Source organism: Streptomyces sp. NBC_01275, from assembly GCF_026340655.1.
Classification (GTDB): domain Bacteria; phylum Actinomycetota; class Actinomycetes; order Streptomycetales; family Streptomycetaceae; genus Streptomyces.
This window is the reverse complement of record NZ_JAPEOZ010000001.1, coordinates 6,798,586-6,818,710: the sequence shown is the minus strand read 5'-3', so window position 1 is coordinate 6,818,710 and position 20,125 is coordinate 6,798,586. Positions and strand designations below refer to the sequence as shown.

Sequence of the window (20,125 nt, the reverse complement as noted above, 5' to 3'; positions counted from 1 at the left end):
CTCACGCCAGGACGGCCGGCTTGAGCACGTTCTCGCACCACTGGCGGAAGGTGGTGGGCGTACGGGCGGCGGCGGTGCGCGGCACGGCGTTGTCGAGTCCGGCGTCCTTGGCGACCGCCATGTCCCACAGCCCCTGGACGATGGCCTCGGACATGCCGAACCCCAGCATCTGGGCCCTGTACTCCGGGCCCGGAACCTGCCGGAAGCGGATCGGACGCTCCAGCACCTCGGACATGATCCGGGCCATGTCGTCGAAGGACAGGTCCTCCGGCCCCAGCACGGGCACCTCTTCCACCCCGCTCCACGCGCCGTCGAGCAGCAGGTCCGCGGCGACCGCGGCGATGTCGTCGACGGCACAGGCGGGCCTCGCGAGGCTTCCCGAGCAGGGCGAGGTGAACAGGGACCGCTCCCTGATCAGTTCGGTCTGGCGCAGCAGGTTGTCCATGAACGAGGGCAGGGCCAGGGCCCGGTAGCTCACACCGGCGCCGGCCAGCAGGTCGTCCATGGCGAGGCAGGCGGTGACATGACCGGCGCGGTCGGCCAGGGGCGTGCCGCGGCCGAGGGCCGAGACGGCGACGACCCGCTTGACGCCCTGGGTCTCCAGGGCCACGCTCGCCGGCCGGCTGAACTCCGCGTACACGGCGTCGAGGCTGTCGGCGCGCGGGTTCGGCGGCGCCAGCCAGAAGACGGAGTCCGCCCCGGCGAACGCCTCGGCGACCACGTCCGGGTCGCCGTGCGAGCCCTGGACGACCTCGGCCCGCTCGCGCACCGCGCCGGGGAGGCGGGCGGCGTCGCGCACGATCACCCGGACCGGCGCTCCGGCGGCCAGCAGCCGGTCGAGCGTCCGCCGGCCGATCTGACCGGTGGGAGCAGTGACGACGATCATGAGAACCCCTGACAGAAGTGACAGAACCGCGGGTGGGAGGACGTTCTTCAGTCAACTCGCGGCGGCAGCAGACCTGAAGGACCGATCTCGACGCCACTGATACCGTGGAGGTATGAGTGATCTGGAGGTCAGACAACTCCGGTACTTCGTGGCCGTCGCCGAGGAACTGCACTTCGGACGGGCGGCGCAGCGGCTGGGCATGGCGCAGCCTCCGCTGTCGCGGGCGATCCGCGAGCTGGAACGGCAGCTGGGCGTGACGCTGCTGGAGCGGACCACGCGCCGGGTCGCCCTCACGTCCGCCGGCGAGATCCTGTTGCGCGACGCCCGCACGGCGCTCGACGCGGTCACCGCCGCCGCCCGGCGGGCCCGGCACGCCGGGCAGTCCCGGCCCGCGCTGCGCCTGGCGCTCAAGGCCGACTACGACGGCGGACTGCTGCCGCGGATCCTCGCCGCCTACCGGGACGAGGCGGCTGCCCTCCCCGTGGAACTCCTGCTCGGCGGACGCGAGGAGCAGGTGCCGGCGCTGCGCGACGGCCGCGCGGACCTCGCCCTGCTGCCCCGGCCGTTCGACGTCCGCGGCCTCGACGTCGAACCGCTGCTGACCGAACCGCGTCTCCTCGCCGTCGCGGCGACCGATCCGCTGGCCGCGCACAGCCGCCTGCGGCTGGCCGACCTCGCGGGAAGGGTCCTGCCCGACGGGCGTCCCGCGGACCGGGAGTGCCTCCCTCCGCTCGCCCCGACCGACTCCCGCGACGACGACCGGCCGCCGTCGGCCCACCTCTCGGCCACGGCGAGCCCGCACCGCTTCCGGGACCAGACCCAGATCTTCAGCCTCGTCGAACTGGGCAGCATCCTGTGGTTTCCGCCGGCGTCGATCGCCCGACGCCACCCCCGGCCGGGCGTCGCCTACCGGACCGTGAGCGACCTCCCGCCCCTCGAACTCGCCCTGGCCTGGCCGCAGGAGTCCCGCTCCCCCGCCGTGGCCGCCTTCGTCCGCACGGCGCTGGCGATCGCCGGCAGCGTGTATCCCATGGACCGCAGGGACCGCGCCGACCGCACGGCCGAGGCCTCTGCCTGACGCTGTACTCGCTACTCCCTACTCGCCCTCGCCCTCCTCCTCTTCGTCCTCATCGAGCTGGTACACGTCCTCCAGGCTCTCGATGCACTCCTGGGCGACCGTCGCGGCGAACCGCGGGCACGTCCAGGACTCCAGGCTGCGGGAGTGCTCGGTGGGCGGGAACTCGTCGGGGGCGTAGAGGTGTGCCAGACCGTGCCGGAACTCCGCTCGCTGCAGCGCCGGGTGTTCGTCGGGGTGGGCGCAGTCGGCGGGCTGGGGCGCGGCGGCGACGGTGCGCATCAGGTCGAGGACACCGCGGGTCACGGCGTACAGCGGGCTCGGGTAGGCGATCTGCGTCGCCTGGTGGGCGGTGAGCAGCAGGACGGCGCGTTCACGGGCGTCGGCGGACTCGTGTCGGCGGGCGGCCCACAGGCCCAGACCGTCGGCGTACTGCTCGTTCCGGCCCTGGAGTTCGAGGCGTTCGGCTATCTTCTCGATCTCCAGGCGGCCGTCCGCGCGCAGGTACTCGGCGTCGAGGTGGGCGGTGGGGAGGTCGCCGAAGATTCGGTCGCGGCCCTCCACCAGGGTCGACAGCGTCTCCTCGGCGACCTCCTCCAGGCGGGCCGGGCACAGCAGCTCGTCCAGGGGAGGGTTGTCCCAGTCCTCGCGATCGCGCTCGTAGATCGCCCGTCCGGCGGGGCAGCTCAGCCGTAGGCCGGTCTCGGCGGCCTCCGGGCTGCTGTTCTCCAGGTCCGGGTGCCCGGCGTGCTCGCAGGTCGCCCCGGCGTAGTGCGGCAACGTCTCCTCCAAGGCCTCGATGAGGTCGTCGAAGATCGACTTCCGGTGTACCAGGCCGGACGCGATGTGCCAGCTGATCGCCCTGGCGACCAGCAGCCGTCCGGGGCGGTCTCCGTCGCCGGCGACGGAGAGGCTCCAGGCCTGGGGAGCCAGGTCGTCGTCGGGGTCGCCGTAGGGATAGAGGTTCAGCACCGACGACAGCGACTTGATGTCGCTCTGGATCTCCGCCGGAAGCCGGGGCGGAACGTCCGACACCGAGCCCGGGTCGAGGATGTCGAGGGCGATGCGGGCGTAGCCGGCGACGTTGCGCGGGCAGAGCCATTCGTCGCGCGGCTGTTCCTCCTCCCACTCGGCCGTCTCGTCCGCCTCGGCGGCCGCGAGCCGTCGCACCGTGCCGGCGAGGTGCCAGTCGTCCTCTTCGGCGTCATGGATCCGGTACGGGTGCGAGGCGTGGTCGCAGGGGCGGTCGCGCAGCTCGCGGTCCGTGGCCTCCAGCGCCTCCCAGGCCGCTCGCTCGACTCCCTCGCCGGGTATCCAGGCCGCGTACGGGGCCATCAGCGCGAGCCCGAGGGTCCAGATGAGGGCGCTCTCCCCGTCGGGGGCGGCGGCGAGACGGGCGGCGCAGTCGAGGACCGCGCGGTCGGAGTCGGCGTCGCGGGCCGAGGTCTTCAGCTGGCGGAGGGCGTCCCAGGTACGGGAGAGGTCGGCGAGGTCGGCGGGGGCGGAAGGGTCGGCGGGGCCGGAGCGGTGGGAGGGGCCGTCGAGGAAGGGGTCGTCGATGTTCGTCACGATCTTCTCGACGCGCGGTCCGCCGGGGCAGTTCCCCTCGGAGACCGCTGTGGAGACCGCCGTGGAAGCCGCCGTGGAGACCGCCGCCGAGAAGCGAACTCGATATTGAAAACGATTATCATCATGCTACTGTCGGCGCACTCGCCTTGACCACCCCTTTACCCGCCCCTTTACCCGGAGGGTTCCATGCGCCTGCCCGCTCGCCGTCTGCTCCCCGTCACCGCCCTCACGGCCGCCTCGGCGCTGCTCACCGGGTGTTTCACCGGCGACGGATCCGCCGCGGACGGCTCCACGGACACGGAGGGCAGGCGTGTGCGCATCGCGATGATGCAGCCGCCGCGCTCGGGCCTGTCCCCGCTCTCCGACGACGCCTTCAAGCTCTCCCGTTGGTCGACCGCCGAGACCCTGGTGAAGCTGGACGCGGACGGCGACCCCGAGGCCGCGCTCGCCACCGAGTGGCAGCAGTCGGGCCGCACCTGGACCTTCGAGATACGCGACGGCGTCACCTTCCACGACGGCACGGCACTCGACGCCGACGCCGTCGTGCGGTCGCTGACCAAGGCCGCCACCGCCGCCCCCAAGCCCCGCATCCTGGACGGCGTCGAACTGACCGCGAAGGCCGCCGACTCCGACACGGTCACCGTCACCACGGCCGACGAGGACCCTCTGGTCCCGCAGCGGCTCAGCTCGCCGCAGCTGTCGGTCCTCGCGGCGAAGGCGTACACGGGGAAGACGGTGAACCCCGTCGGCGCGGGCACCGGCCCCTTCGAGCTGACCCGGGTCGACGGCACCGCCTCGGCCGCCCTCGACCGCTACGACGCCTACTGGGGCGACAGGGCCAAGGCCCCCGGCATCGACGTACGGTTCGTGCCCGACGGCACCGCCCGCGCCGCCGCGCTGCGCAGCGGGGAGGCCGACATCGTCGAGGCGGTCCCGGTGTCCCAGGCCGCGCTGCTGGACGAGGACCTGATCACCGAGGTGCCGATGCCGCGCACCAACACCCTCTACCTCAACACCGGGAAGGGCGTCTTCAAGGACGCCTCGCTGCGGGCCGCCGCCCGGGAGGCGATCGACGCCGAGTCGATCGTGAAGGGCGTGTACGAGGGACGCGCCGACGTCGCCGAGGGGCTGCTGGGACCCGCGCTGCCGTGGGCGGCCGGACTGCGCACGCCGGTGCGACGCGCCGACGCCGGCGATCCGGCCGGAAAGACCGTCACCATCGGCACCTTCACCGACCGCGCCGAGCTGCCCGAGGTGGCCGCCGCCCTCCAACAGCAGCTGCAGAAAGCCGGGTTCAAGGTGAAGCTGGAGGTGCGCGAGTACGCGAACATCGAATCCGACGCACTGGCGGGCGCGTTCGACGCGTTCATCCTCTCCCGGGCCACCGTCCTGGACTCCGGCGACCCGGCCGCCTACCTCTACAGCGACTTCGCCTCCGACGGCTCCTTCAACATCGCCCAGCTCCAGGACCCTTCCGTGGACGCCGAGTTGAAGAAGGCCGCCGAGACGCCCACCGGTGACGCGCGCCGTAAGGCCGTCGTCGCCGCCGAGGCCGCCGTCCTCGCGACCGACGCGGCCGTGCCGATGCTGCACGAGCGGGTGATCCAGGGCGACGCCGCCGGGGTCGTCGCGGTCGCGCACGACCCGCGCGAGCGGGAGCTGGTCACGGCCGCCACCTACGTCAAGTGAGGCCCACCGCCGCCGGGTTCACCCGCGCCGTCGCCCTCCTCGGGGTCGTCGCCGCCGTGGGGCTGCTGCCCTGGCTCTCCGGCCGCGACCCCGCGCTGACCGTCCTGCGCGCCCGCTCCGCCGAGCAGGAGCCCACCCGGGAGGCCCTGGACGCGATCCGCCGCGACCTCGGCCTGGACGCGGGTCCCCTCTCCCTGCTGGGGAGTTGGGCGGCCCGCCTGGCCCACGGCGACCTCGGCACGTCCTGGGTCTCCGGGACCGACGTCCTGCCGTCGGTCGCGGCCGGCCTCCAGGTGTCGCTGGCGCTCATGGGCGCGGCCCTCGGCGTGGCGGTACTGCTCGCCGTCGTGCTCGTCGCACCGGTCCTGCGCCGGGGACACGCCTCGGCCGGGGCGGGGGCGGCGATGCTGGCCGCCGTACCGGAGTTCCTGCTGGCCACGGTGGGGCTGCTGGTGTGCGGGGTGTGGCTGGGGTGGCTGCCGACCTCCGGATGGCAGGGGCCGCAGCACCTGGTCCTGCCCGCCGTCGCCCTCGGGGTCCCGGCGGGCGGGCTCCTCGGACGCCTGGTCGCGGACGCGCTGCCCGCGGTGCTGGAGGAGCGGTGGGTCGAGCTGTGGCGGGGCGCGGGCGTCGGCCGGGCCCGGATCTCGGCGGCCGCCCTGCGCCGCGTACTCCCGCCGCTGGTCCCGCAGTTCGGGATGGCCGCCGTGGGTCTGACGGGCGGCGCGGTCGCGGTGGAGACGGTGTTCGCGATCCCCGGCATCGGGCGTACGGCGCTGGGCGCGGCCAAGTCGCAGGACCTGCCGCTGCTCCAGGGGTCGGTGCTGGCCCTGCTGCTGCTCGGCCTCGTCACGGGCGCGACGGCGGCGTCGGCCCGGCGACGACTGCTGGGCCCGGCGCTGCGGGACGCGTCGCTGCAACCGCCCCCGGCCCACCCGGTCCGCGTCCGCCCGGCGATCCCGCTGACCCTGGCCGCCGTACTGCTGACGGCGATCGGGTGGGGGCTGCTGCGCGATCCGTACGCGGTGCACACGGCCGCGCGACTGGCGCGGCCGTCGTGGGCGCATCCGCTCGGCACGGACGGGCTCGGACGGGATGTGCTGGCCCGGCTCGGCCATGGGGCCGCGACCACGGTCGGCACGGCGGCCGCCGTCTGTCTGCTCAGCCTGGTCGTGTCCCTGGCCCTGGGGTTCCTGCCGGGCGTCGCGGCGGGCGCGGCGGACATCGCCAACGCCCTGCCGCCCGTGATCGTCGGCATCCTGGTCGCCGCGGCGGCCGGACCCGGAACCGGCGGGGCCGCCCTGGCGGTCGCCCTGATCTCCTGGCCCCCGCCGGCCGCGCACGCGGCGGCCCTGGTGCAGGAGGTGCGGGCGTCGGCGTATCTCACCGCCCAGCGGGCGATCGGCGCGTCCCCGTCCTGGATCCTCACCCGGCACGTGCTCCCGTCGGTGGCGGCCCCGGTCGCCCGCCACGCCCTCCTCCGCCTGCCCGGCATCGCCCTCGCGCTCGCCTCCCTGGGCTTCCTGGGCCTGGGCGCCCAGCCGCCCGCCCCCGAGTGGGGACTCCTCCTGGACGAGTCCCGCGCCTATGTGGAACGGGCCCCCTGGGCGGCTCTGTCCCCGGCCGTCGCCCTGGCGTTGCTCGCGGGACTGGCGGTGACGGGAGCGGCGTACACCCAGGGGCGCGGGGCCGCCCGGACCGCGAAGGACCGGACGACGACGAACCGGAAGAACCAGATGCCGAAGACGACGAAGACGACGAAGACGATGAACAAGGAGACCCTCGTTGGCGTCTGAGCCCCTGCTCTCCGTGCGTGACCTGCGTATCTCCTTCGGCGGCGACGAAGCCGTGCGCGGGGTGTCGTTCGACGTCCGGGCCCGCGAGGTGTTCGCCCTGGTGGGCGAGTCGGGCGCGGGCAAGAGCCTGACCGCGTCGGCGCTGCTGGGCATGCTGCCGAGACAGGCGGCGACCGCAGGGACGGTCCGCCCGGACCTGTCCGGCGCGCGGGGCCGCCGTATCGCCCTGGTCCCCCAGGACGCCCTCTCGGCGCTGTCCCCCGTCCATCGGGTCGGCGACCAACTCGCCGCGGCCGTACGGTCGGTGCGGCGCGCAGGACGCCGGGAGGCGCACGCACGGGCGGTGGCCGCGCTGGAGCGGGTGGGCATCCCCGACGCGGCCCGGGCGGCACGCGCGTACCCGCACGAGTTCTCCGGAGGCATGCGCCAGCGGGCGGTCATCGCGATGGCCACCGTGAACGAACCGGAGATCCTGGTGGCCGACGAACCGACCACCGCACTGGACGCCGACCGCCGGGAGCTGGTGCTGAAGCTGCTCGCGGAGCAGCGCGAGGCGGTCGGCGCCGCGCTCGTCCTGGTCACCCACGACCTGGACGTCGTCCGCGACCACGCGGACCGCATGCTGGTCATGTACGCGGGCCGGGCCGTCGAACTCGGCCCGGTGCGGGCGGTGTCGGACCGCCCCCGGGCCCCCTACACCGCAGGCCTGCTGGCCTCCCTCCCGCGACCGGACGGCCCCCGGCGCCGCCGCCTGCCCACCCTCCCCGGCGTCCCGCCCGCCCCGGGCGCGCTCCCGCCGGGCTGTGCCTTCGCACCGCGCTGCCCGCTGGCGACGGACCGCTGCACGGTCGAGGAGCCGGAACTCCGGGAGATCGACGGACGGTTGACGGCCTGTCATCGGGCGCACGAAGTCCCCCACGCACCGGACGAGTTGTTCCCCGAGCAGAACAGGCGACAGCACGCATGAACCCCCTGCTCGACGTCCGCGACCTCGTCGTGCGCTACGGCTCGTTCACCGCCGTCGACCGCGTCTCCTTCGCCCTGGAACCGGGCGAGACCCTCGCCCTCGACGGCCCGTCCGGCTGCGGCAAGTCCTCCACCGCGCTCGCGGTACTCCAGTTGCGCCGCCCGAACGCGGGCCAAGTCATGTTCGAGGGACGGGAGTTGACGACCCTCACCGAACGCGAGCTGCGCCCGCTGCGTCCCCGTATGCAACCGGTCTTCCAGGACCCCTACGGCTCCCTCAGCCCCCGCCACCGCATCCGCGACGCGGTGGCGGAGCCGCTGAAGGCGCAGGGACGCTGGAGCGCGGCCGACGGCCCGGCCCGGGTGGCCGAGCTGCTCGACCGGGTCGGCCTGGACCCGTCGTACGGCGACCGGCGGCCCGACGAGCTGTCCGGCGGTCAGTGCCAGCGCGCCGGCATCGCCCGCGCGCTCGCCTCCGAGCCGCGCCTGCTGGTCCTCGACGAACCGGTGTCGGCCCTGGACCCGTCCGTACGGGCCGGAGTGCTGAACCTGCTGGCCGATCTCCAGGACGAGCTGGGCCTCGGCTATCTGTTCATCTGCCACGACCGGGCCGTCGTACGGCACTTCGCGGACCGGGTTCTGGAGATGCGGGACGGGCGGATCAGCTCCCCTCAGCCCCGTCAGCCCCGTCAGCCCCCTCGACGCCCTTGACCCCCTCGGCCCCCGCGATCACCCGCCGAAGGCCCTCGGTGAGCTGCTCGGCGCTGGTCGCGGAGCCCTGGTCGAAGAGCCACTGGACCATGAGCCCGTTGAGCAGGGTCTGGTAGAAGCGCCCCTCGGTGTCGACGGTCTCCTGGTCGAGCTCCGCCTCCGGGACGCCGTTGAACAGGGGCACGATCCCCGAGCGGCCCTGCTCCTGCGCCTCGGCGAGAAGTTTGCGCACCTCGGGGAGCCGGTCGCCCTGGAGGATGATCTCGAAGCTCAGCAGCCAGATCGCCCGCGACTCGGGCAGCGAGCCGATGACGCTGGCCCACACCTCCTGGAAGCGCGCCAGCGATCCGGCGGGCGCCGTCGCCTCGCCGCCCGCGTCCCGGCCGGGGTCGAAGTCGTCGCCGGCGGCCTCGATCAGCGAGACGTAGGCCTGCACCAGCAGGGCGTCCTTCGAGCCGTAGTGGTAGCCGATGGACGCCAGGTTCGTCCCCGACTCCTTGACGACGTCCCGCGCGGTCGTGCGCAGGAACCCCTTCTCCAGCAGGCAGCGCTTCGCGCCCTCGAGCAGATCCTCACGGTGTCCCATGACCCTCACCCTACCGCCGATCCATACAACCGTCCCATACAGATGACTTATACAGATGACTTACACGGGCGACTTATACATTCGTTCTAGACAACCGTTTAATACGCTCGTACAGTCACTGCCATGACGAACCCGACAAGCACCGCCACCACCCCGGCCGCCCGCGCCGGCCGCCGCGAATGGACCGCCCTCGGCGTCCTGATGCTTCCGCTGCTGCTGGTCTCGATGGACGTCTCCGTCCTCTACTTCGCCATCCCGGCGATCAGCGCGGACCTGGATCCCAGCGGCACCCAGCAGCTGTGGATCTTCGACGTCTACGCGTTCGTGCTGGCGGGCCTGCTGATGACGATGGGCTCGCTCGGCGACCGCATCGGCCGCCGCAGGCTGCTGCTCATCGGCGCCGCGGCCTTCGGCGCCGCATCGCTGATCGCCGCCTACGCCGACAGCGCCGAGACCCTCATCGCGGCCCGCGCGGTCCTCGGCATCGGCGGCGCGACCCTGATGCCCTCGACGATGGCCCTGATCCGCACCATGTTCACCGACCCCGGCCAGCGCGCGAAGGCGATCGGCCTGTGGTCCGGCGTGATGACGGCCGGCATCGCACTCGGCTCGGTGATGAGCGGGGTGCTCGTCCAGTACTTCTGGTGGGGCTCGATCTTCCTGGTCAACCTGCCCGCGATGGCGCTGCTCCTCGTCCTCGGCCCGATCCTGCTCCCCGAGTCCAGGGACCCGAAGCCCGGCCGCTTCGACTGGCCGAGCGTCCCCCTGTCGATGGCCGCCGTCCTCCCCGTCGTCTACGGCCTCAAGGAGATCCCCTCCGACGGCTGGCACACGGAGTACGTCGTCTCGATCGTCGTCGGTCTGTTCTTCGGGGCCCTCTTCGTCCACCGTCAGCGCACGGCGGCCTCGCCGATGATCTCCCCGGACCTGTTCCGCGGCCGCGGCTTCGCCCCCGCGGTCGTCCTGAACCTCGTCTCGTCGTTCGCGATGCTGGGCTCGGCGTTCTTCACCACGCAGTACCTGCAGTCGGTGCTCGGCAAGAGCGCGCTGGAAGCGGCCCTGTGGGCGCTGCTGCCCTCGGTGCCGATCGGCGCGGCGGCCCCGCTGGCCACCGTCCTGGTCCAGAAGGGCGTCGACCGGGCCCACGTCGTCGCGGCGGGCTTCGCGACCGCCTCGGCCGGCTATGCCCTGCTGGCCCTCGTCGGCGCCGACTCGCTGTGGCTCGCGCTGACCGCCGCCGGGGTCCTCGCCTCCGGGATCGTCATGGTGATCTCCCAGATGACCGACCTCGCGATGAGCACGGCCCCGGTCGAACGCGCCGGCTCGGCGTCCTCCCTGCTGGAGACCGGCGCGGAGTTCGGCGGCGCGCTGGGCATGGCGACCCTCGGCTCCATCGGCACGGCGATCTACCGCCACGACATCCCGGCCTCGGCCCCGGCGCCGGCCCGGGAGACCCTCGGCGGCGCACTGGCCGCCGCCGGCCGACTCCCCGGGCGCACGGGAGACGCCCTGGCGACGGCGGCACGGGAGGCCTTCACCCACGGGATGCACGGCGCGGCGATCGCGGGGGCGGTGCTGCTGGCGGGGGCGGCCGTGGCGGCGACGGCGACGCTGCGCAACGCAGAACGCCGGACGAACTGAGAAACCTCAGCACGTCCGGCGCCTTTGTGGCCCAGGTCGGCACAACAGCCCGTCCTGCGTTTGAGGACGAGGCCCTTGGGGGCCGACAGCGGGGGCCTGGGGGCGGCAGCCCCCAGGGACGGCGACCTCGACCGACGGTCACCGGAAACGAGCGGTCAGACCAAGTTCACCGCACGGGCGGACGTCGCGCCGATCTCCGCCGCGACCTCCCCCAGCACCGCAGCCGGAACCGAGTCGTCCACGGTCAGCACGGCCAACGCCTCCCCGCCCGCCGCCGCACGAGCGACCTGCATGCCGGCGATGTTGATGCCCGCCTCGCCGAAGATACGACCGACCGTGCCGACGACACCGGGACGGTCCTCGTACTTGAGGACGACCATGTGGTCGGCGAGGGCGAGGTCGACGTCGTACTCGCCGACCGCGACGATCTTCTGGAGGTGCTTCGGGCCGGCCAGCGTGCCGGAGACCGACACCTCCTCGCCGTCCGAGAGCGTGCCGCGCACGGTGACCACGTTGCGGTGGTCGGCGGACTCGGAGCTGGTGGTCAGGCGGACCTCGACCCCGCGCTCCTGCGCGAACAGCGGCGCGTTGACGTAGGACACGGTCTCGTCGACGACGTCCTCGAACACACCCTTGAGCGCGCTGAGCTCCAGCACCTTCACATCGTGCTGGGTGATCTCGCCGTACACCTCGACGTCGAGGCGGACCGCGACCTCGCCCGCGAGGGCGGTGAAGATGCGGCCGAGGCGCTCGGCGAGGGGCAGTCCGGGCTTGACGTCCTGGGCGATGACGCCGCCCTGGACGTTCACCGCGTCGGGCACGAGCTCGCCGGCGAGGGCGAGGCGCACCGAGCGGGCGACGGCGATGCCGGCCTTCTCCTGCGCCTCGTCGGTGGACGCGCCGAGGTGCGGGGTGGCCACGACCTGGTCGAACTCGAACAGCGGGGAGTCCGTGCAGGGCTCCTTCGCGTACACGTCGAGGCCGGCGCCGGCGACCCGGCCCTCCTTCAGCGCCGAGTACAGCGCCTCCTCGTCGACGATCCCGCCGCGCGCGGCGTTGACGATGCGCACGCTGGGCTTGACCTTGCGCAGCGCCTCGTCGCCGATCAGACCGACCGTCTCGGGGGTCTTGGGCAGGTGGACGGTGATGAAGTCGGAGACCTCGAGCAGCTCGTCCAGCGTCAGCACCTTGACGCCCATCTGCGCGGCGCGCGCGGGCTGCACGTAGGGGTCGTAGGCGACGACCTTCATGCCGAAGCCGGACATGCGCTGGGCGACGAGCGCGCCGATGCGCCCGAGGCCCACGACGCCGAGGGTCTTCTCGGCCAGCTCCACGCCCGTGTACTTGCTGCGCTTCCACTCGCCGTTCTTCAGCGCGGCGTTGGCCTGCGGAATGTGACGGGCGGTGGCCAGCAGCAGACCGCAGGCCAGCTCGGCCGCGGTCACGATGTTGGAGGTGGGGGCGTTGACGACCATCACGCCCGCCTTGGTGGCGGAGGAGACGTCGACGTTGTCCAGGCCGACGCCGGCTCGTGCGACGACCTTCAGCTTCTTCGCGGCGGCGATCGCCTCGGCGTCGACCTTGGTCGCCGAGCGGATCAGGATCGCGTCGACGTCGGCGATGGCCGGGAGCAGTTCGGCTCGATCCGCTCCGTTGCAGTGCCGGATCTCGAAGTCCGGGCCAAGCGCGTCCACAGTCGCGGGCGACAGCTCTTCAGCGATGAGTACGACAGGTTTCGAGCTCACGTGAGTCCTCACAAGTCCAATGCGTGCGGACGGCCGTCCCGACGGCCGCAGGCGGAGGAGGGGCTAGCCGCGTGGAAGACGCACGACGCTGTGGGCCTGAACGCGTATGTAGTGCAGCAGTGTAGTGCTGCGCCGGAGGTCGCCTTACGCCTCCGCGGAAGGATCACCCGTCCGTGATCGGCCGGGATGGACAAGAGGGCCGGAGCGATCCGCTCCGGCCCCCTGGCCTCGAGACTTACGCCTCGTCGTTCACCCAGCTCATCAGCTTGCGGAGCTGCTTGCCGGTGGTCTCCAGCAGGTGCTCGGAGTCCGCGGTCTTGTACTCGTTGTACTTCTTCAGGCCGCCGTGGTACTCGTCCATCCAGTTCTGGGCGAAGGTGCCGTCCTGGATCTCGGCGAGGACCTGCTTCATCTCGGCCTTGGTGGCATCGGTGATGATGCGCGGGCCGGTGATGTAGTCGCCCCACTCGGCGGTCTCGGAGACGCTCCAGCGCATCTTCTCCAGGCCGCCCTCGTACATGAGGTCGACGATCAGCTTCAGCTCGTGCAGGCACTCGAAGTAGGCGATCTCGGGCTGGTAGCCGGCCTCGACCAGGGTCTCGAAGCCCGCCTTGACCAGCGCGGAGGTGCCACCGCAGAGGACGGCCTGCTCACCGAACAGGTCGGTCTCGGTCTCCTCGGTGAAGGTCGTCTTGATGACGCCGGCGCGGGTGCCGCCGATGCCCTTGGCGTACGACAGGGCCAGCGCGAAGGCGTTGCCGGTGGCGTCCTGCTCGACGGCGGCGATCGCGGGGACGCCGCGGCCCTCCTCGTACTGGCGGCGCACGAGGTGACCCGGGCCCTTCGGGGCGACCAGGGCGACGTCGACGCCGGCCGGGGCCTTGATGAAGCCGAAGCGGACGTTGAAGCCGTGGGCGAAGAAGAGCGCGTCGCCGTCGTTCAGGTTCGGGGCGATGGACTCCTCGTAGACCTGGGCCTGGATCGGGTCCGGGATGAGGATCATGATGACGTCGGCCTCGGCGGCGGCCTCGGCGGGCGTCACCACGCGCAGGCCCTGCTCCTCGGCCTTGGCCTTGGACTTGGAGCCCTCGTGCAGACCGACCCGCACGTCGACACCGGAGTCACGGAGCGACAGGGCGTGGGCGTGGCCCTGGCTGCCGTATCCGATGACCGCGACCTTGCGGCCCTGGATGATGGACAGGTCGGCGTCGGCGTCGTAGAACAGCTCGGCCACTTTGGGTTCTCTCCTTGGTGTGCAGGTGTTGCGTCCCACCGTATGACGGCGGGCGGAAGGGAAGTCTCGGGGTCTCGGTATACGGGCGGTTCTCGGTGTGCGGGCGGTCGGTGACGCCGACCGCCCGTACCCATCCTTACGCCGACCGGTCGAGGGCGCGCAGCGAACGGTCCGTGATCGAGCGGGCGCCCCGGCCGATCGCGATCGTGCCGGACTGGACCAGTTCCTTGATGCCGTACGGTTCCAGCATCTTGAGCATGGCGGACAGCTTGTCGTGGCCGCCGGTGGCCTCGATGGTCACGGCCTCCGGGGAGACGTCGACGGTCTTGGCGCGGAACAGCTGGACGATCTCGACGATCTGGGAGCGCGTCTCGTTGTCGGCGCGCACCTTCACCAGAACGAGTTCACGGTGAACGGCCTGCGACGGCTCCAGCTCGACGATCTTCAGCACCTCGACGAGCTTGTTGAGCTGCTTGGTGACCTGCTCCAGCGGCAGGGCGTCGACGCTCACCACGATCGTGATGCGGGAGATGTCGGGGTGCTCGGTGACGCCGACGGCGAGCGAGTCGATGTTGAAGCCGCGCCGGGAGAACAGGGCTGCGATCCGGGCCAGGATGCCCGGCTTGTTCTCCACCAGGACGGAGAGCGTGTGCTTGGACATGTCTTCTTTACGTCTCTCTCGCTCAGTCGTCTTCGTTGTCGCCGAAGTCGGGGCGGACGTCCCGGGCGGCCATGATCTCGTCGTTGGAGGTGCCTGCGGCGACCATCGGCCACACCATCGCGTCCTCGTGGACGATGAAGTCGATGACGACCGGGCGGTCGTTGATCGAGTTCGCCTCTTCGATGACCTTGTCGAGGTCGTCCGGGGACTCGCAGCGGATCGCGTAGCAGCCCATGGCCTCCGACAGCTTCACGAAGTCGGGGACGCGGGTGCCGGCGCTCGGCTGCTTGCCGTCGGCCTCGGGGCCGGAGTGCAGCACGGTGTTGGAGTAGCGCTGGTTGTAGAACAGGGTCTGCCACTGGCGGACCATTCCGAGGGCGCCGTTGTTGATGATGGCGACCTTGATCGGGATGTTGTTCAGGGCGCAGGTGGTCAGTTCCTGGTTGGTCATCTGGAAGCAGCCGTCGCCGTCGATCGCCCAGACCGTCTGGCCGGGCCGACCGGCCTTGGCGCCCATCGCGGCCGGGACCGCGTAGCCCATGGTGCCCGCGCCGCCGGAGTTCAGCCAGGTGGCGGGCTTCTCGTACCGGACGAAGTGGGCGGCCCACATCTGGTGCTGGCCGACGCCCGCGGCGAAGATCGTGTCCTCGGGGGCGAGCTGTCCGATGCGCTCGATGACCTGCTGCGGGGAGAGCGAGCCGTCGGCGGGCTGGTCGTAGCCGAGCGGGTAGGTGTCCCGCCAGCGGCTCAGGTCCTTCCACCAGGCGGTGTAGTCGCCCTGATGGCCCTCGCTGTGCTCCTTCTGGACCGCCTGGACCAGGTCGGCGATGACCTCGCGGGCGTCCCCGACGATCGGCACGTCCGCGGCGCGGTTCTTGCCGATCTCGGCCGGGTCGATGTCCGCGTGGACGATCTTGGCGTACGGCGCGAAGCTGTCCAGCCTGCCGGTGACGCGGTCGTCGAAGCGGGCGCCGAGGGCGACGATCAGGTCGGCCTTCTGCAGACCGGTGACGGCGGCGACCGAGCCGTGCATGCCCGGCATGCCCAGGTGCTGCGGGTGGCTGTCGGGGAACGCGCCCAGCGCCATCAGCGTGGTGGTGACCGGCGCCCCGGTCAGCTCGGCGAGGACCTTCAGCTCGGCGGTGGCGCCGGCCTTGAGGACGCCGCCGCCGACGTACAGGATCGGCCGCTTGGCGGCGGTGATCAGCTTGGCGGCCTCGCGGATCTGCTTGGCGTGCGGCTTGGTCACCGGGCGGTAGCCGGGCAGGTCCATGGTGGGCGGCCAGGAGAAGGTGGTCTTCGCCTGGAGGGCGTCCTTGGCGATGTCGACCAGGACCGGGCCCGGCCGGCCGGTGGAGGCGATGTGGAAGGCCTGCGCGATGATCCGCGGGATGTCCTCGGCCTTGGTGACCAGGAAGTTGTGCTTGGTGATCGGCATGGTGATGCCGACGATGTCCGCCTCCTGGAAGGCGTCCGTGCCGATCGCCTTCGACGCCACCTGCCCGGTGATCGCCACGAGCGGCACCGAGTCCATGTGGGCGTCGGCGATCGGGGTCACCAGGTTGGTGGCGCCGGGGCCGGAGGTGGCCATGCAGACGCCGACCCTGCCGGTGGCCTGCGCGTACCCGGTGGCCGCGTGGCCCGCGCCCTGCTCGTGCCGGACCAGGACGTGCCGGACCCGGGTCGAGTCCATCAGCGGGTCGTAGGCAGGAAGGATCGCACCGCCGGGAATGCCGAATACCGTGTCGGCGCCGACCTCCTCGAGAGAACGGATGAGGGACTGCGCACCCGTCACGTGCTCGACGGACGCGGAGTGCGTTCCTCCGGATCGGGGCCGCGGCTGCGGATGGGCCCCGGTGGCCTGCTCGGTCATCGTCATTCTCTTCTCGATGCTGAGGGTTTTACTGCTGAGGGTTTCACTGAGCGGTCTTACGGCAGTGGTGCCGCTGGTTTTGTGCAACAAAAAACCCCTCGTGCCAAAAGGCAAGCGAGGGGAGCGCGCCGGGTGTGGGTCGCTGTGCGTTCCGGGTCCGTCCGGACGTCACCAGCTTCAGCCGACGCGCTTTCCAAGTACGAGAATTCGGGTGCGCATGGCAATGACCCTCCCCCCGGCGCGCACCGACTGTCAAGTGGGTGGGACGGGAGTCTCATTATGTGAACGAAGGGCACTTCCGCTCCCCAGGACGGCGGTCACACCACTGGTGTACACCCCAGCGCCCCCGCCCGCGAACGCGGGTTCCGCGGGACCGTGCGGCACCGGATAGCGGCCGGACGCGAGCGCCCGTCGCAGCCGGTACTCGTCGAGCGGCCCGGAGAACGCCATGCCCTGTCCATGGGTGCAGCCCATCGCGCGCAGGGCGACGACCTGCTCGGGCAGATCCACGCCCTCGGCCACGGACTGCAGCCCGAGATCGCCGGCGATCCGCAGCAGCCCACTGGTGATCTTGTGCAGCCGCGCGGACTCCACGACGCCCTCGACCAGCGAACGGTCGAGCTTCACCACGTCGACCGGGAGCCTGCGCAGCGCTGTGAGCGCCGCGAAGCCGCTGCCGAAGCCGTCGAGGGCGATCCGGACGCCGAGTCGGCGCAGCGCGCCCAGCCGCCGCTCCAGCTCGTCCAGCGGGGCCCTCGGATCGGTGTCGGACAGCTCGACCACGAGCGACCCGGACGGCAGCCCGTGCCGCGTCAGCAGCGCCTCCACGGACCCCAGGGGCATCGACCGGTCCAGCAGGCGGCGGGCGCCGACGCGGACCACCACCGGCACGTTCAACCCGCTCGCGCAGCGGTCGGCGGCCTGCTCGACGGCCTCCTCCAGGAGCCAGCGGTCCAGCTCGGCGGTCTTGTCGCCGTCCTCCGCGACCCGCAGGAACTCCGCGGGCGTGAACAGCACGCCCTGCGAAGAGCGCCAGCGGGCCTGTGCGGCGACCGACGCGATCCGGCCGTCCTCCAGCCGCACCACGGGCTGGTGCAGCAGCGTGAACTCGCCGTCGTGCAGCGCGGCCCGCAGCCGCGTGGCCACCTCCGCCTTGCGTACGACGTCCTGCTGCATCTGTGGCTTGTACAGCTCGACCCGGCCCTTGCCGCCCGCCTTGGCGCGGTACATGGCGAGGTCGGCGTTGCGCAGCAGTTCGCCGGCTCCGAGGCCCGGTTCGGCGAAGGCGACGCCGATGGACGCGGCGACCCGGACCTCGTTGCCGTCGATGAGGTACGGCTGCGAGAGCGTGAGCCTGAGGCGGTCGGCGAGCTCCAGGATGTGGCCTTCGCGGGCCCCCCGGTCCCGGGTGCCGTCGCCGACGATCAGGGCCGCGAACTCGTCGCCGCCCAGCCGGGACGCCGTGTCGCCCTTGCGGACGGCGTCCTCGAGTCTGCGGGCGGCCTGGACGAGCAGCTCGTCCCCGGCCTGGTGCCCGATGGTGTCGTTGACGGCCTTGAAGCCGTCCAGGTCGATGAAGAGGACGGCCGTGTTCCGCAGGGCGGGGCCCCGGTCGGAGCTGCGGCGGCCGGACAGGGCCTGCTGGACGCGCCGGGTGAACAGCGCGCGGTTGGGCAGGTCGGTCAGCGGGTCGTGCTCGGCGTTGTGCTGGAGCTGCGCCTGCAGGCGCACCCGTTCGGTGACGTCCCGGCTGTTGAAGATCAGGCCGCCGTGGTGACGGTTGACGGTGGACTCGACGTTGAGCCAGCCTCCCCCACTCCCGGCTTCTCCCCCAGCCTCCGGCCGGGAGGTGCCCCCAGAGCGGGAGGCGCCCCCATCGCCGGAACGGAAGCGGCACTCGATGCGGGTGGTGGGCTCGTCCTGGGGGCTGGCGGCGAGGAAGCGGCGCACCTCGTGCACCACGCAGCCCAGGTCCTCCGGGTGGATGAGATCGGCCAGCTCGCTGCCCACCAGGTCCTCGGCGGGCCGTCCGTAGACCCCGGCGGCGGCCGGGGAGACATAGCGCAGGACGCCGGTGGGGGCGGCGATCATGATGACGTCGCTGGAGCCCTGCACCAGGGAGCGGAAGTGGTTCTCCTTCTGCGCCAGCTCCTGGGTAAGGGCGATGTTGTCGAGCAGCATGATCCCCTGGCGCACCACGAGCGCGAGCACGACCGTGCCGCCGGTGAGCAGCACCACGCGGTCGACGCTGCGGCCGTTGAGGACGTTGTAGAGGATCCCCAGCGTGCAGACGGCGGCGGCGAGATACGGCGTGAGGGCCGCGAGGGAGCCGGTGATGGGCCGGGTGACCGGATAGCGACCGTGATCGCCGCCTTGGGGCGGTGCCTGCGGGTGCGGGTGCCCCGAGGCCGGATGTCCGGCTGGCTGATTTCCGGACGGCTGATGTCCCGGCGCCTGCTGCCCCGGCGTCTGGTGTCCTGACGTCTGGTGTCCTGACGTCTGGGCGGACGCCTGCGGCGGCACGGCGGCGGGGTGGCCGCCGGGGCGCTGTCCGGGCACATGCTCGTGCACCACGCGTGTGTGCCCCTCTTCCCACCCCGGCCCGCGCTGCCGGGAAGCGGCCCAGGGCGCGTAGGCGAGGAGCAGGGAGCCCGCGAACCAGCCCGCGTCCAGGAGTTGGCCCGAGCGGTAGTTGTTGTGCAGCAGCGGCGAGGTGAACAGGGCGTCGCACATCACGGTCAACGCGAGTGCGCCGACGGCCATGTTGACCGCCGTGCGGTTCACGGGCGAGCGCCGGAAGTGCAGCACGAGCACCATGCTCACCAGGGCGATGTCGAGCAGCGGGTACGCCAGGGACAGCGCCGTGTGCGCCACGCTCGGCCCGTCGAACTTCGCCGCCTGGGCGAGGGCGAGGCTCCAGGACAGGGTGAGCAGGGAGCCCGCGATGAGCCAGGCGTCGAGGCCCAGGCACACCCAGCCCGCCTTCGACATGGGCCGGGCGGCGAGCACCAGCAGGCCCACGATCGCGGGCGGGGCGAAGCACAGGAAGAACAGGTCGGCGTAGCTGGGGCTGGGCACGGGCCGGTGCAGGACGACCTCGTACCACCCCCAGACGAGATTGCCCAGGGCCGCCATCGCCGAGGAGAGCGAGAACAGCAGCCAGGCGGGTCGAAAGCGGACGCGGCGGGTGCGCGCGTAGAGGAAGCAGGACACCGCTGCGGTGCCCGCGGCCGCGGTGAGCCCGAAGTCGCCCATGATCAGGGCGAGTTGGGTCGAGCCCCAGTTGAGCGCGGAACCGACGGCGTATCCCGCGCACACCAGGGACAGCAGCAGCCGGTGGACCAGGCCCGTCCGGGCGCACGAGGTCGGCGGTCCGCTCGGCGACGTCTTCGCCGGAGGCCGCTCCCGCACGCTTCCGTCGAGGAGGGTCGTGGAGGTCGGCGATGTCACCGGGTCCTCCCGGTCCGCGCCGCTCCCGAGTCCCTCGGGTCCGGGTGCGCTGGGTGCGCATGCCTCCTGCGGCCGCCGCCCTTGCGGTGATGATGACTGCCGTGCATGCCGTGAGTGCCGTGACCGCGTCCGCGCGTCGCCGTGCGCCAGGGTCGCCGGCGGCGGCTCCGCCGCGTCGGATCGTTCGTCCATAGGCCGTGCATCGCCCGTCGCCCCCCTCACAAGTCTGAAATGTCCAACCCC

At 72.2% G+C, this 20,125-nt stretch carries 14 protein-coding genes; 6 read left to right on the top strand and 8 right to left on the bottom strand.

What is annotated here, in order from left to right:
* Position 1: 1 nt before the first annotated feature.
* A complete protein-coding gene (locus tag OG562_RS30335) occupies positions 2 to 886 on the bottom strand; it encodes an NAD(P)H-binding protein (protein ID WP_266403502.1) in 885 nt (294 codons plus the stop codon).
* Positions 887 to 998: 112 nt separating this feature from the next.
* Here OG562_RS30335 and OG562_RS30330 point away from each other — a divergent pair, with 112 nt between their 5' ends.
* A complete protein-coding gene (locus OG562_RS30330; protein ID WP_266403500.1) occupies positions 999 to 1,964 on the top strand; it encodes a LysR family transcriptional regulator in 966 nt (321 codons plus the stop codon).
* Positions 1,965 to 1,982: 18 nt separating this feature from the next.
* Here the strand turns inward: OG562_RS30330 and OG562_RS30325 are convergent, their stop codons facing one another.
* Positions 1,983 to 3,530, bottom strand: coding sequence for a hypothetical protein (locus OG562_RS30325; protein WP_266403497.1), 1,548 nt, complete (start codon positions 3,528 to 3,530; stop codon positions 1,983 to 1,985).
* A gap of 186 nt (positions 3,531 to 3,716) precedes the next feature.
* Between OG562_RS30325 and OG562_RS30320 the strand changes: the two genes are divergently transcribed.
* Genes OG562_RS30320 through OG562_RS30305 form a run of 4 tightly spaced genes read left to right on the top strand, consistent with a single transcriptional unit; the run spans position 3,717 to position 8,692 of the window.
* Positions 3,717 to 5,219 (top strand): ABC transporter substrate-binding protein, encoded by a 1,503-nt coding sequence (locus tag OG562_RS30320; protein ID WP_266403494.1) that lies wholly within the window; start codon positions 3,717 to 3,719, stop codon positions 5,217 to 5,219.
* Entirely contained in the window at positions 5,216 to 7,015 is a 1,800-nt protein-coding gene (locus OG562_RS30315) for an ABC transporter permease subunit (protein ID WP_266403492.1), read from the top strand. Before OG562_RS30320 ends, OG562_RS30315 begins: the two co-directional genes overlap by 4 nt.
* A complete protein-coding gene (locus OG562_RS30310; RefSeq protein ID WP_266403491.1) occupies positions 7,005 to 7,982 on the top strand; it encodes an ABC transporter ATP-binding protein in 978 nt (325 codons plus the stop codon). The genes OG562_RS30315 and OG562_RS30310 overlap by 11 nt, the downstream gene beginning before the upstream one ends.
* Positions 7,979 to 8,692 carry a dipeptide/oligopeptide/nickel ABC transporter ATP-binding protein gene (locus tag OG562_RS30305; RefSeq protein ID WP_266403489.1) on the top strand — a complete coding sequence of 238 codons (714 nt, stop codon included), beginning with the start codon at positions 7,979 to 7,981 and terminating at the stop codon, positions 8,690 to 8,692. Before OG562_RS30310 ends, OG562_RS30305 begins: the two co-directional genes overlap by 4 nt.
* Here OG562_RS30305 and OG562_RS30300 read toward each other — a convergent pair.
* Positions 8,643 to 9,278, bottom strand: a complete 636-nt coding sequence (locus OG562_RS30300; protein ID WP_266403487.1) for a TetR/AcrR family transcriptional regulator — start codon at positions 9,276 to 9,278, stop codon at positions 8,643 to 8,645. The two genes, OG562_RS30305 and OG562_RS30300, sit on opposite strands and share 50 nt — an antisense overlap.
* A gap of 123 nt (positions 9,279 to 9,401) precedes the next feature.
* Between OG562_RS30300 and OG562_RS30295 the strand changes: the two genes are divergently transcribed.
* The gene (locus tag OG562_RS30295; protein ID WP_266403484.1) at positions 9,402 to 10,919 is read left to right on the top strand and encodes an MFS transporter; all 1,518 of its coding nucleotides are present in this window, start codon (positions 9,402 to 9,404) and stop codon (positions 10,917 to 10,919) included.
* Positions 10,920 to 11,074: 155 nt separating this feature from the next.
* On the opposite strand, the gene serA is transcribed toward OG562_RS30295, so the two are convergent.
* The 5 genes from serA to OG562_RS30270 form a co-directional block, all read right to left on the bottom strand.
* Positions 11,075 to 12,664, bottom strand: a complete 1,590-nt coding sequence (serA, locus tag OG562_RS30290; protein ID WP_266403481.1) for a phosphoglycerate dehydrogenase — start codon at positions 12,662 to 12,664, stop codon at positions 11,075 to 11,077.
* Positions 12,665 to 12,899: 235 nt separating this feature from the next.
* Positions 12,900 to 13,898, bottom strand: coding sequence for a ketol-acid reductoisomerase (gene ilvC / locus OG562_RS30285; RefSeq protein ID WP_093781113.1), 999 nt, complete (start codon positions 13,896 to 13,898; stop codon positions 12,900 to 12,902).
* A 136-nt stretch (positions 13,899 to 14,034) separates the two neighbouring features.
* Positions 14,035 to 14,559 carry an acetolactate synthase small subunit gene (ilvN, locus tag OG562_RS30280; protein ID WP_266403477.1) on the bottom strand — a complete coding sequence of 175 codons (525 nt, stop codon included), beginning with the start codon at positions 14,557 to 14,559 and terminating at the stop codon, positions 14,035 to 14,037.
* A gap of 22 nt (positions 14,560 to 14,581) precedes the next feature.
* Entirely contained in the window at positions 14,582 to 16,432 is a 1,851-nt protein-coding gene (locus OG562_RS30275; protein ID WP_266403474.1) for an acetolactate synthase large subunit, read from the bottom strand.
* A gap of 252 nt (positions 16,433 to 16,684) precedes the next feature.
* A complete protein-coding gene (locus tag OG562_RS30270; protein ID WP_266403471.1) occupies positions 16,685 to 19,882 on the bottom strand; it encodes a bifunctional diguanylate cyclase/phosphodiesterase in 3,198 nt (1,065 codons plus the stop codon).
* Positions 19,883 to 20,125 lie beyond the last annotated feature (243 nt).

Coding starts and splice junctions, on each gene's coding strand:
- OG562_RS30335 (WP_266403502.1), bottom strand. CDS start 886: ATGATCGTCGTCACTGCTCCCACCGGTCAGATCGGCCGGCGGACGCTC.
- OG562_RS30275 (WP_266403474.1), bottom strand. CDS start 16,432: ATGACCGAGCAGGCCACCGGGGCCCATCCGCAGCCGCGGCCCCGATCC.
- OG562_RS30300 (WP_266403487.1), bottom strand. CDS start 9,278: ATGGGACACCGTGAGGATCTGCTCGAGGGCGCGAAGCGCTGCCTGCTG.
- OG562_RS30305 (WP_266403489.1), top strand. CDS start 7,979: ATGAACCCCCTGCTCGACGTCCGCGACCTCGTCGTGCGCTACGGCTCG.
- OG562_RS30330 (WP_266403500.1), top strand. CDS start 999: ATGAGTGATCTGGAGGTCAGACAACTCCGGTACTTCGTGGCCGTCGCC.
- ilvN (WP_266403477.1), bottom strand. CDS start 14,559: ATGTCCAAGCACACGCTCTCCGTCCTGGTGGAGAACAAGCCGGGCATC.
- OG562_RS30320 (WP_266403494.1), top strand. CDS start 3,717: ATGCGCCTGCCCGCTCGCCGTCTGCTCCCCGTCACCGCCCTCACGGCC.
- OG562_RS30295 (WP_266403484.1), top strand. CDS start 9,402: ATGACGAACCCGACAAGCACCGCCACCACCCCGGCCGCCCGCGCCGGC.